Annotated in this window: 14 protein-coding genes; 3 read left to right on the top strand and 11 right to left on the bottom strand. The window is 70.7% G+C overall.

Translation table 11 applies throughout. From position 1 onward, the window contains the following. The first annotated feature begins 98 nt into the window (after positions 1-98). Entirely contained in the window at positions 99-659 is a 561-nt protein-coding gene (locus tag CEP17_RS02615) for a hypothetical protein (RefSeq protein WP_112931153.1), read from the top strand. 45 nt (positions 660-704) lie between these two features. On the opposite strand, the gene pth is transcribed toward CEP17_RS02615, so the two are convergent. Together pth and CEP17_RS02605 are read right to left on the bottom strand one after the other, a co-directional pair. Continuing rightward, positions 705-1,289: an aminoacyl-tRNA hydrolase gene (pth, locus tag CEP17_RS02610; protein ID WP_039412504.1), complete on the bottom strand. Its 585-nt coding sequence runs from the start codon at positions 1,287-1,289 to the stop codon at positions 705-707. Positions 1,290-1,371: 82 nt separating this feature from the next. Then, on the bottom strand, positions 1,372-1,995 hold the full coding sequence (locus CEP17_RS02605; protein ID WP_036315218.1) for a 50S ribosomal protein L25/general stress protein Ctc: 624 nt from the start codon (positions 1,993-1,995) through the stop codon (positions 1,372-1,374). Positions 1,996-2,203: 208 nt separating this feature from the next. Between CEP17_RS02605 and CEP17_RS15060 the strand changes: the two genes are divergently transcribed. Further along, positions 2,204-2,392, top strand: a complete 189-nt coding sequence (locus tag CEP17_RS15060; protein WP_162722368.1) for a hypothetical protein — start codon at positions 2,204-2,206, stop codon at positions 2,390-2,392. Positions 2,393-2,425: 33 nt separating this feature from the next. Here the strand turns inward: CEP17_RS15060 and CEP17_RS02600 are convergent, their stop codons facing one another. From CEP17_RS02600 to CEP17_RS02580, 5 genes are all read right to left on the bottom strand, one after another. Next, positions 2,426-2,842, bottom strand: coding sequence for a shikimate kinase (locus tag CEP17_RS02600; RefSeq protein WP_112931152.1), 417 nt, complete (start codon positions 2,840-2,842; stop codon positions 2,426-2,428). Between the two features lie 81 nt (positions 2,843-2,923). Next, positions 2,924-3,430, bottom strand: a complete 507-nt coding sequence (locus tag CEP17_RS02595) for a gluconokinase (protein WP_036315212.1) — start codon at positions 3,428-3,430, stop codon at positions 2,924-2,926. 2 nt (positions 3,431-3,432) lie between these two features. Further along, the gene (locus CEP17_RS02590; RefSeq protein WP_112931151.1) at positions 3,433-4,461 is read right to left on the bottom strand and encodes a zinc-binding dehydrogenase; all 1,029 of its coding nucleotides are present in this window, start codon (positions 4,459-4,461) and stop codon (positions 3,433-3,435) included. A 15-nt stretch (positions 4,462-4,476) separates the two neighbouring features. Then, complete coding sequence (locus CEP17_RS02585; RefSeq protein ID WP_112931150.1) at positions 4,477-5,244, bottom strand: SDR family oxidoreductase; 768 nt, start codon at positions 5,242-5,244, stop codon at positions 4,477-4,479. After that, the gene (locus tag CEP17_RS02580) at positions 5,237-6,622 is read right to left on the bottom strand and encodes a GntP family permease (protein WP_112931149.1); all 1,386 of its coding nucleotides are present in this window, start codon (positions 6,620-6,622) and stop codon (positions 5,237-5,239) included. Before CEP17_RS02580 ends, CEP17_RS02585 begins: the two co-directional genes overlap by 8 nt. A gap of 167 nt (positions 6,623-6,789) precedes the next feature. Here CEP17_RS02580 and CEP17_RS02575 point away from each other — a divergent pair, with 167 nt between their 5' ends. Continuing rightward, positions 6,790-7,494 carry an FCD domain-containing protein gene (locus CEP17_RS02575; RefSeq protein WP_036315202.1) on the top strand — a complete coding sequence of 235 codons (705 nt, stop codon included), beginning with the start codon at positions 6,790-6,792 and terminating at the stop codon, positions 7,492-7,494. A gap of 17 nt (positions 7,495-7,511) precedes the next feature. Here CEP17_RS02575 and CEP17_RS02570 read toward each other — a convergent pair whose 3' ends face one another. The 4 genes from CEP17_RS02570 to CEP17_RS02555 form a co-directional block, all read right to left on the bottom strand. After that, entirely contained in the window at positions 7,512-8,246 is a 735-nt protein-coding gene (locus CEP17_RS02570; protein WP_112931148.1) for a fumarylacetoacetate hydrolase family protein, read from the bottom strand. Between the two features lie 28 nt (positions 8,247-8,274). Next, complete coding sequence (locus tag CEP17_RS02565; protein ID WP_036315196.1) at positions 8,275-9,693, bottom strand: MFS transporter; 1,419 nt, start codon at positions 9,691-9,693, stop codon at positions 8,275-8,277. A gap of 120 nt (positions 9,694-9,813) precedes the next feature. Beyond that, a complete protein-coding gene (locus CEP17_RS02560; protein WP_112931147.1) occupies positions 9,814-10,611 on the bottom strand; it encodes an IclR family transcriptional regulator in 798 nt (265 codons plus the stop codon). A gap of 37 nt (positions 10,612-10,648) precedes the next feature. Continuing rightward, on the bottom strand, positions 10,649-11,710 hold the full coding sequence (locus CEP17_RS02555) for a D-2-hydroxyacid dehydrogenase (RefSeq protein WP_112931146.1): 1,062 nt from the start codon (positions 11,708-11,710) through the stop codon (positions 10,649-10,651). Positions 11,711-11,732 lie beyond the last annotated feature (22 nt).

Below are 11,732 nucleotides of genomic sequence, written 5' to 3'. Positions count from 1 at the left end.
GGCTCCCCGCCGACACCCGCTCCGCCGAGCGCGATCGTGTGAGCGCGGCGCCCCGACATCGCTCCTGATCTCAGCGGTGTTGTCCCTAGGATGAGCAGGTGAGCGAGAACCCGCAGCACGCCCCCGTACCGCCCGCCGTGACGCGAGCTCCGGGACCCGGCGGACCCGCATGGCCGACCGGCGGCTACGTCCAGTCCGTGCCGGGTGCTCCCCCGGTCTACCTGCCGCCATCGGTGACGCCGCCCGCGCCGACCACCTCGAAGGCGCTTGGTACGATCGCGGTGATCGTCGCGATCTGCGCCGTCGCGTTCTCCTCGGTGCTCAGCGCCACCACGAGCTTCGCCGCCGCGTCGGGAGCCGTCGCCCACGCAGGTCTGACCTCGACCAGGCCGCTGGAGCATCTCTCCGACGACCAGACCCTCGCCCTGCTGAGTCCCGTGCGCGGGCTCGTGCTGTGGGCCGAGATCGGATTCTGGAGCGGAACCGTCCTCGGCGTCTGGGCTCTGATCCAGGGGATCGTCGCCATCGCGAGCCGGCGGGGACGCGGGCAGGGCATCGGCGCCGTGATCGTCGCGGCGGCGGGCCCCATCGTCTATGCCGTCGCGGTCACGCTCGCCGTCCTTGCCGGCGTCGTCGCCGCGATCCCCACCTACTCCTGACGCTCCCCGACCACCGAACGCCTCCCGACGAAGCCGCTCGCAGGCTCAGGCGCGCGGCGCGTGATGCTTCTGCTGGGCGGCGAGCAGCCCCTCCTCGACGAGCAGCTCGACCGCGTCGGCAGCCTCCGACACCAGCACCGGCAACGCGGCCCGCTCGGCCGAAGAGAACGGATCGAGCACCCAGTCCGCCGGATCCTGGCGTCCCGGAGGACGACCGATACCGACCCGCACGCGCGGGAAGTCGGGGGTACCCAGTGCTTTGGCGACATCGCGGATGCCGTTGTGGCCGCCGTGTCCACCGCCGGTCTTGAGCTTGATGGTGTCGAACGGGATGTCGAGCTCGTCGTGGACGAGCACGACGCGGTCGGCGGGAACGTCATAGAAGCGCGCGAGCTGCGAAACCGGCCCGCCCGACACGTTCATGTACGAATTGGGGGTGGCGAGCACGAGCTTCGCCCCACCCGGACGCAGCCAGCTCTCCGCGACGCGCGCGTTCGCCTTGTGCGCACGCAGCGTCTCGCCCCGCCGAGAGGCGAGCTCGGCGATCACCATCTGCCCCACGTTGTGACGGGTGCTCTCGTAGCGGACGCCGGGGTTTCCCAGCCCCACCACCAGCCATGTCTCGGCCATGCTCATGTCCTCACCGGTCGATCCACGACGAAGCCCGCCCCACCAGTATCGGCGGCGACGGGCTTCGTTCATGATGCGTCGATTACTCGGCAGCCTCTTCCGACTGCTCCTCGGCGACGGCCTCGTCGGCCGCCTCGATCTCGTCGACCTCGGCGATCGTCGCCGCCGGCACCGAGATCGCCACGATGAGCGTCTCGGCGTCGGTGACCAGCGCGGCGCCGCGCGGGAGCTTCAGGTCGGCCGCGGTGATGTGCGTGCCGTCCTCGAGGCCCTCGACGTCGACCTCGACGTTCTCGGGGATGTGCGTGGCCTCGACCTCGAGCGACACGGTCGCGTTGTCGAGGTTGGCGATGGTGCCCGCGAAGGGCTCGCCGACGACGACGACGGGGACGTCGACCTGGACCTTCTCACCCTTCTTCACGACGAGGAGGTCGATGTGCTCGATGATCTGGCGCACCGGGTCCTTCTGGACGTCCTTCACGAGGGTGAGCTGCTGCGCACCGGAGATCTCGAGCTCGAGGACGGCGTTGGCACGACGCACGAGCAGCGCGACCTGGTGGCCGGGCAGCGCGACGTGCACCGGGTCGGTGCCGTGGCCGTAGATGACGGCGGGGATCTTGCCTGCGGCGCGCAGACGGCGGGCGAAGCCCTTGCCGAAGTTCTCGCGAACCTCGGCGATGACCTTGGTGTCGGTCTCGGTCGACATGATGATTCTCCTTGCGGGCTTCTCGCCCTGGTCTGGGTCTGGGTCTCGACTCGAACGTGGTCACGTGAGGAGAGCCCGCCCGGACTGTCCGTCCGCGCCGCGTGGGCCCGCATCACCGCGTCGATCACGGATGCCGATACGCGAACACACGGCATCCCTCGCCGAGGGAGGACTCCACTCTACCAGCGACGCCGCTACGATGGAGACGGTGCCCGCACGGGTGCCCTCGCGCGGCCGAGCCCGCGCCCACCCGTCTCTCACTCCGGAGGAACCCATGGACTACGGCTGGATGTCGCACGCACTCCTGTGGATCATCGGACTGATGTCGGTGGGAGCGACCGTCGCCGTCGTCGGCGCCCTCTTCACGCTCGGGCGCTCGGGCTACCGCAAGGACTGATCCCGTCGCCCGCATCCGCGAGTGTCGTGGATGTCAGCGCCCCGTCAGCAGATCGGCGACCCGATCGACGACGATCTGCAGATCGGCCCCCGCGGCCACGCGGAATCCCGCCTCGTCCTGCGTGAGCGGCTCGCCGACACTCTCGCGGCCGACCAGCTCGACGAAGACGACGTCGCGCACGCGCGCGCGGACGGCATCACGCGCCGCGCGCGTGAGCGGTCCCGTGCTCACCACGACGGTCGCCGCCTCCACGAGAACGAGGCGCAGCGCGTCCAACCAGATCTCGGCATCGGACGCTGCGGGCGTCGTCTCAGCGCGGCGGCGACGCCGGCGGGCGGGCGGGCGCAACTCGTCGCCGTCGATGTAGCGGGCGCGCAGTCGCGCGGCGAGCGCCGCTCCGGTGAGCTCGACCGCGGCATCCGACGACCCCATCAACACGACCCGCGCCATCTTCACCTCCGCTGCCGCGGGGACCGGCGACTGCGCCCCGCGATGCGAGCGTACCCCGCCTTCTCGTCGCCGCCCGTCTGCCTATCGGCGCTCGGCCTGATCCAGAGCGGCGCGCGCGCGGGCGGCGACCTCGATGATGCCCCCGATGTTCTCGACGGCGACCCCGTCCTCGTCGGCACCGAGATGCTCGAGCGTCGCCAACTGCGACTCCAGGAGGGCGACCGGCATGAAATGCTGGCGCGAACGCATCCGACGGTCGAGCTCGGCACGCGAGACGACGAGTTCGACGAACCGCGTGTCGGGTGCGGCCTCGCGGATGCGATCGCGATAGCGACGGGCGAGAGCGGAACAGGCCATGACCAGCCCCGGTGAAGACGCCAGGCGCCGTCCGACGACGTCGAGCCAGGGCCGTCGGTCGTCATCGTCCAGCGGCACGCCCGACTCCATCTTGGCGACGTTCTGCGCGGGGTGCAGGTCGTCGGCATCCACGAAGTCGACGCCGAAGTCGACGGCGAGCGCGGCCCCGACGGCGGTCTTGCCCGAGCCACTCGGGCCCATCACGACGATGCGCGGCGCACGGGAGGGCATGCTCACTGCTCCGCCTCTCGCGCGGACGCCATGGCCACGATCACCTTGGCGCTGGATGCCGAGTCACGAGCGGTCTCGAACGCCGTGACGGCGTCGGCGGGCGCGAACTCGTGGGTGATGACGCTCTCCACGGCGGGCTGCGCGTCCAGGAGAGCGATCGCCTCCTCCATCTCGTCGAGAAAGCGGAACGCGCCGGTGAGCGTCGCCTCCTTGGCGACCAAGGGGGCGAGGTTGATCGGACGGGGCTCGTTCGGCAGCATGCCGATCTGCACGACGACGCCGCGCCGACGCACCGCGGAGAGGGCGGTGCTGACGGCGGCCGCCGCGCCCGAGCACTCCAGCACCACGTCGTAGGCCTCGCCGGGCACCTCATCGCTTCCCGCGCGCCACGTGCGATCGGCGCCGAGCGCAGCCGCGCGCTCCAACGCCTCGGGCAGCAGATCGCTGACGTCGACGACGGCAGCGCCGCGGGCCTGCGCGGCGACGACGGCGAGAAGCCCGATCGGACCGGCGCCGCACACCAGCACCCGCGCGCCGTCGACACTCCCGGAGCGACCGACGCCATGCAGGGCCACGGCCAGCGGCTCCGCCAGCGTCGCACGCCGCACCGACAGGGAGTCGGGCAGTACCCGCACCATCGCCGCGTCGACGACGAGGCGATCTGCCATCGCCCCCTGCGTATGCGGCGTCGTCGAGGCGCTGCCGAGGTACGAACCCCCGGGCCACAGGTGCGGCGCCTCAGCGATGGCGGGCACGCAGCTCCCGAAGCGCGCCGGGTGCACCGTGACGGGCGTGCCCGGCGCCCAGGTGCCGGAGGGATCGTCGTCGATCCAGCCGGCGAGTTCGTGCCCCGGGATGAGAGGCTCGGTGACCACGAACGCCCCGTTCGCGCCGTCGAAGTAGTAGTGCAGGTCAGAGCCGCAGATGCCGACGTAGCCGACTCGCAGCCGTACCTGCCCGGGGGCGCACGGCGGCACGCCGAGCTTCTCGACCGCCACGTTCTGGCGTCCTCTGATCACGACCGCATCCATGGTTGCTCCTCTCGATCACACGACCGCGGTCATGCCGCCGTCGACGAACAGGTTCTGTCCGCTCACGAAGTCGCTCGCCGCCGAGGCGAGGAAGGTCAGGGGGCCGCGCAGCTCCTCGACCCGCCCCCACCGACCAGCCGGGGTGCGCTGGACGACCCAGGCGGTGAAGTCCTCGTCGGCGACGAGGGCAGCGTTCATCTCGGTGGCGAAGTAGCCGGGCGAGAGCGTGTTCACCTGGATGCCGTGGCGCGCCAGATCGGCAGCCATGCCGCGCGACAGCTGCGCGATGCCGCCCTTGCTCGCCGAGTAGGGGGCGATCGTCTGCCGCGCGAGCGCGGACTGCACCGACGCGATGTTGATGATCTTCCCCGAGCCGCGCGCGATCATCCCCGGCACGACGAAGCGCGACACGTAGAACGCGCTGGACAGGTTGGTGGCGATCACCTGGTCCCAGTCCGCGACCGAGAACTCGGCGAACGGCGCTCGACGCTGGATGCCGGCGTTGTTGACGAGGATGTCGGGAACGCCCACGCGCGCGACGAGCTCGGCGATCGCGGCCTCGACGGCCGCGGCATCCGTCACATCGAAGACGACGGTCTCGACGCGCACGCCCGTCCGATCGGCCAGCAGGGCGGCACTGTCGGCGACACCCTCGCGGCTGCGCCCATGGACGATCACGCGCGCGCCCGCATCGACCAGGCCCGCCGCCAGGCTCTGTCCGAGCCCCCGCGAAGATCCGGTGACGAGGGCGGTACGCCCGCTGAGGTCGAACAGATCAGACAAGGGACACCGCCCCGAAGATGATGAGCACGAAGGCGAAGCCGACGACCGACTCGAGGGCCTGCTGAACCGTCCATGTCTTCAGCGTGGTCTTCACGTCCATGCCCATGAGGCGACCGACCAGCCAGAAGCCGGAGTCGTTGACATGCCCGGCGAACACGGAGCCGGCGGCGGTGGCGAGAACGACGCACGCCACCTGCAGGGGGCTGAAGCCGGCTGCGAGCACCGCGGGCGAGACCAGGCCCGCCGCCGTGACCAGGGCCACCGTGGCCGAGCCCTGTGCGACGCGCAGGACGACCGCGATGAGGTAGGCGGCGAAGATCACCGGAATGCCGATCGAGGACAGCGAGTCCGAGAGCGCCGAGCCGATGCCCGACGCCCGCAGCACGCCGCCGAACATGCCACCGGCGCCCGTGATGAGCACGACGGAGCAGATCGGCCCGAGGGCGGAGTCGACGATCTTCTCCAGCGCCGTGCCGTGCACGCCGCGGCGGGTGCCCAGCACGAACAGGGCTACGAGCACGGAGATGAGCAGGGCGATCTGACTGGTGCCGATCAGGCGCAGCGCCTGCACCCAGACGAGCGCGCCGTCCACGGCCCCGGCGGACACGAGCGCGGACATGCCCGTGTTGAGCAGGATCAGCACGAGCGGGATCGCGAGCACCCCGATGACGGTGCCGGCCTTCGGCGGGTTAGTGGGCTCGACGTCGCGGCCGCCGAAGAGGTCGACGATCGCAAGCGGGATGCGCTTGTCGGTGAACTTCGCCCACAGGTAGCCGGTGAGGTACCACGTCGGCAGCGCGACGACGATACCGATGAGGAGGACGAGCCCGAGATTGGCCCCGTACGTCTCGCTGGCCGTGATGGGGCCGGGGTGCGGCGGCACGAAGACGTGCATGACCGAGAACGCGGCGGCGGCACTGATGCCGTACAGGAGCATGTGCTTGCCGCCGATGCGTCGTCCGACGGCGAAGATCACCGGGAGCATCACGATGAGTCCCGCGTCGAAGAACATCGGGAATCCCATGATGAGCGAGGCCACACCGAGTGCGAACGCGGCCCGCTTCTCACCGAAGACGGACACCATCTTCTCCGCGAGCACGCGTGCACCGCCGGAGGTCTCCACCAGCGCTCCCAGCATCGCGCCCAATCCGACCAGAAGGGCGACGGCGCCGACAGTGCCGCTGAAGCTGTCGATGAGGACCTTGCCGACTCCGTCGATCGGGATGCCGGTCGCCAGTGCCGTGAGGAGCGAAACGAGCACGAGCACGAGGAACGCGTGCATGCGCGCCCAGATGATGAGGATGAGGATGAGCGCGATGGCGCCTGCTGCGATGAGCAGCAGCGGGACGGCGCCGAGCGTCTGCGTCCAATCTTGCATGGGGGCTTCTCCGATGAATCGTCCATGCGCCGGGGTCGTTCCCGGCGGCGGGACCACCGTTTCACAAAAGTACTACTTATTGCAAGCGAATCGTCGTACTTTTTTCCCTTGCCTCGGGTCACCGGACGCCATGTCCCGGTAGCGTGTCCCCTGACAGAAGGACACCGATGCCCACCACCGCCTCGACCGCGTCGCACGCGCATATCGTGGAGACCCTCGGCCGACGCATCGCCGGCGGCGCGCTCGCCCCCGGGTCGGGAATGACCGTCGCCGATCTCGAGGAGGAGTTCTCCGCCTCCCGTACCGTCGTCCGCGAAGCCGTCCGCGTGCTCGAGGCGCACGGGCTGCTGCGTTCCCGGCGCCGCGTGGGACTCGTGGTGCGCCCGCGGGAGGAATGGGACAGCCTCGACGCCACCGTCATCGAGTGGACTCTGGACGGCCCCCGGCGCAACGACGTCCTTCGAGAGCTCACCGAGCTGCGGGCCGCCGTGGAGCCGATCGCCGCCCGTCTCGCGGCCGAGCGCGCCGACGACGCCCAACGTGAGCACCTCCTCGCGCACGCGACCCGCCTCAACGAGCTCGGCGCGCAGGGGCTCGGCGACACCGAGGAGTATCTCGAAGCCGACATCGCCTATCACTCGCTTCTTCTGCGCGCCGGCGGCAATCCGCTGTTCGGCAAGCTCAGCGAACCGATCGCCGAGATCCTGCGGGGCCGAGCGGTGCGCGGCCTCACGCCGAGCCTGCCGCGGGTGGGCACGCTGGAGGCGCACGTGGCCACCGCGCAGGCGATCGTCCGCCGCGATGGAGCGAGCGCCGAGGCGTCCGCGCGCGAGCACCTCCGACTCGTGTCCGGCGAGGTCGCCCACGCGTGAGGCACGGACGAGCCCGCTCACGAGGTCGGCGTGGTCAGCCGCACACCGCCGACGATCACGTCGATGCGGTGGCCCGGCTGGACCGCAGCGGCACTGAACGGCGCTCCCGTCATCACCACGTCACCGGGCCCGAGCGGCGTCCATGACGCGACGTAGGCGAGACAGTCGCGGATCGATACCGGCAGCGCCGCGGCATCCGTCTGCGCCACCACCGCACCGTCGATCTCGAGGCCGAGCGCGACGCGATCGATGTCCGCGGCCGTGTCGATCCACGGCCCGAGGGGCGTGTATCCCACCCCCGACTTCGATTCGAAGTTGCGGACGTCGATGACGGTGCGATCGGGGCTGGAGAGATCGTTGACGGCGGTCACGCCCCGCACGAACCGCTCGGCCGTCGCCGCCGTCAGCTCCGTGCAGTCCCGGCCGATCACGACGGCGATCTCGCCCTCGGCGACGCTCTGCCCGGCATCGCGTCGCAGCCGCACGGTGCGCCCGGACGGAACGATCGTGCGCGGGCTCTTCAACCAGGCCTGGACGGGAGCCGGATGACGCGGCCCGTTCTGTGCGATCCCGACGAGGACGACAGGTGCCGCGGGGGCGATCAGCTCGGCGTCGGCGCGCGGCCCCGCGATGTCGTGCCCACCGCACGCGATGTCATCGCCGTCATCGGGCACCGAGATCGGCACCGGGCCGTCGGGGCTCCACCGCACGTCCACAGCCCTCCCGTCGACGAGCGCCCGCCCGATCAGCACGACGGCCCTCCGCCGTCGTCGGCGCGCATCACCAGCGCACCGTCCGGATGGTCACCGTGGTCGACGACACGCCCTCGCCGGCCTCGTCGCGCGACACCTTCACCGCGTCGTCGGTGCGTGTGAGGTCGCGCCGGAGGGTCTCGGGCACGAGGAACGTCGCGGCCGTCGTGATCAGGGCAAGGGTCGCCATGTAGATACCCAGCAGAACCCAGTTGCCGCCGCTCACCGCGATCAGATACGCGCCCAGCACACCGGCAAGTCCGCCGGCGAGCACCGCCGACAGCTCACGGGCCATGGCCACCCCGAGGTAGCGGTGCCGGTTGCCGAACATCTCCGGCAGCAGGGCGCACTGCGGACCGAGCATGACGTTGACTCCGAATCCGATGCCGATCGCGATGACCGCGATCGCGATCGCATGGTTGCCGAGCGTCAGCAGCCACCACGCGGGGAACGAGTACACCAGCAGGAACAGCGCGCCCATCCGGTAGACCGTCCGACGCCCCCAGCGATCCGACAGGGCACCGGACAGCGGCACCGTGAAGATGCCCAGCAGCGAGCCGAGAGTGACGCCCCACGTGAGCAGGCTCTTGTCGGCGCCGGATCCCGCAACGGCGACGAAGAAGGTCAGCGCGAGCGTGTTCAGCATGTAAGAGCCGCCGTTCTCGGCCATGCGCAGACCGATGCCGACGATGACACCCGGCAGTCCATGACCGAAGATCTCGCGAACCGGTCGATCACTGATCTGCTCGTGCTTCTCGAGTTCCACGAACGTCGGCGTCTCGCGCAGGCGCATGCGGATGAACAGCGCGACCAGGATGAGGGCGAACGAGCACAGGAACGGCACCCGCCAGCCCCACGAGAGCAGCTGATCCTCCGGCAGGAGCGTGATCAGGCTGAAGACCACCGCGGCCAGGAGCGTACCCGCCTGGATGCCGATGAAGGGCAGCGCGGAGAAGAAGCCGCGTCGCCGCACGGGGGCGTACTCCGCCATCAGCACGGTGGCACCGGCCTGCTCGGCTCCGGCGCCGAAGCCCTGCAGCAGGCGCATGAGCACCAGCAGCGCCGGCGCCCACAGCCCGATCTGCGCGTACGTGGGCAGCAGCCCGATCGCGGTGGAGGCGCCTCCCATGAGCAGGATGGTGATGACGAGCACCCACTTGCGCCCGAGACGGTCACCGAGAACGCCGAAGAACAGGCCGCCGAAGGGACGGGCCACGAATCCGACGCCGAACGTGGCGAAGGCGGCGACCGTGGCCATGGCCGGATCGTCCTGGGAGAAGAACAGCACGTTGAAGATGAGCGCGGTGGACAGTCCGTACAGCGCGAAATCGAAGTACTCCAAGGCACTGCCGATGCTGGAGGCGAGGGTTGCCCGACGCAGGTTCGCGGCGTATTCGGGGTCGTCCGAGGTGGTGTCCACCGGGGGTCGAAGGTCTGTCACTGCCATCTCCTTTGATCGGCACGGCACGGCCGCGTGTGCGATCAGAGTATCAACCCAGTGGACGATGTTCAATATGTTGGATTCATGCGCCGGCGCGCGAGGGCCTGACCCGCGCCGCTGCGGCGCTCAGTCGCGGCGGGCGGCCGCACTGAAAGGGTTCGTGAGCTGTCGCGCGGCCTCGTTGAGTGCCGCCGCCACGGCCGCGATCCGCCGCTGGTCGGCTTCGGTCGCGGGCAGCCCCACACCCAGGGCCAGCTGCGGATCGCCGGGCGCCCAGCCCTCCAAGGGCACGGCCACCCCGACGATTCCGGGCAGCGACTCCTCGGCATCCAGCGCCCAGCCGCGCTCGCGCACGTCGGCCAGACGCCGCAGCAGCCCCGTGAGATCGCGCGCCGCCGCATCGGCGACCGACGGGAAGACGGCATCGGCGCCCACGAGTTCGGTCACCTCGGCATCCGAGAGCGTGGACAGCATCGCCCGCCCGGTCGCACTCAACGCCGCCGGAAGGCGGGAGCCGAGCGGCGTGCCGATGCGCACCGCACGCGACCCCTCGTGCCGGGCGATGTAGAGCGCATCGGCCCCGTCGAGGATCGCGACCTGCACGAGCTCGCCCGCGAGGATCGGCGACGCATCGCACACGCCGTAGAACTCGCGCACCTGGTTGAACTGCGCGGCGAAGGCTCCCCCGAGCTCTGCCGTGCGCAGGCCGAGGCGATACCCCTGCGCACCCCGCTCGATCATGCGGGCCGCTTCCAGCGCCAGGCACAGGTTCGCGGTCGAGGACTTGGCAAGACCCAGCGCCGCCGCGATCTCGGTCAGCGTGAGCGGCCGCCTCGCCTCCGCGAGGAGTTCGAGCAGCCGGATGCCGCGAGTGACGGCGGGAGCGGGGTCGCGTGTGGCACGGTCGTCGAGGTCGTCGGTCATGATCCTCCTTCACGACGCACGCCGCCGTGCGCCGATGTCAGTAGAACTCGACCGTATCGACAACAGCGTGCAACGCGGCGCCATCGAGCAGTCGCGTCGCGTCGGCGGCGAACCGCCGCGCGATCCGCTCTTCCTCCCGACTGTCCAGGGCCGCCGTGTGCGGACTCACCAGGACGCGGGGATGCGACCACAGCGGCGAGTCCTGCGCGAGCGGCTCCACCTCGAAGACATCCAGCGCGGCGAAGGAGACGGTGCCGTCGTCGAGAGCCCGCAGCAGTGCCGCCTCGTCGATGACGCTGCCGCGTCCGACGCTGGCGAGGATCAGGCCCGGACGCGCCCTCGACAGCAGGGCCGCGCCGATGAGATGGTGCGTCTGCGTCGTGCCCGGCAGCGTCACCACGACCGCATCCACCTCGGCGATCACCGACGGCAGCTCCTCGAGAGGCACGAGGCGGTCCACGGCCTCGACCGGTTCCCCCGAACGCGTCGTGCCCCACACCGTCGCGCCGAGAGCGGCGAAGCGCCGCGCACAGGCCGACCCGATGCCGCCGAGCCCGACGATGAGCACGGTCATCTCGTCGAGCTGGCGCATCTGCCACCGCAGGGGCCACGTGCGCGAGTCCTGGTCGGCGCGCAGCCGCGGCAGGTCTTTCGCTCCGGCGAGCACGCCGAACACCGCGAACTCGGCGAGCGCTCCCCCGTGGACGCCCGCGCTCGTCGAGAAGACGACGCGCTGGAGCGCCTCGGGCGCAAGACCCGCCTCCCGCACCTGTGCGCCGCCTCCGGCTGCCGTGGTCATGACCCACCGCAGCCGCGGATTGGCCGCCACCGTGCGCGCGAGCGCCGCCGGGTCGACATCCGGAATGCCGAAGAGGGCGTCTGCCGAGTCGACGAGCTCCTCGAAGCGGCGCTGCTCGGCGGGAGTACGCCGAAAAGCGGGGTCGCCCGACCAGTCGGCCGGGCCGCGCATCGGAGGAAGGAGGTCGGGCTCGCGGACCATCTCGACGCGCGGTTCGAGCCGCTCGATCAGCCGACAGAGCTCCTCCCGCAGCGGTACGGCGGCGACGGCGCGCAGCGAGCGGACGGCGTGATCCGACATTCGTTTCCCTCCATCGGGTGGA

Origin of the sequence: Microbacterium sp. PM5 (assembly GCF_003293595.1) — a bacterium.
Classification (GTDB): Bacteria; Actinomycetota; Actinomycetes; order Actinomycetales; family Microbacteriaceae; genus Microbacterium.
The sequence above is the reverse complement of the archived record's forward strand: the minus strand, read 5'-3'. Positions and strand labels throughout refer to the sequence as shown.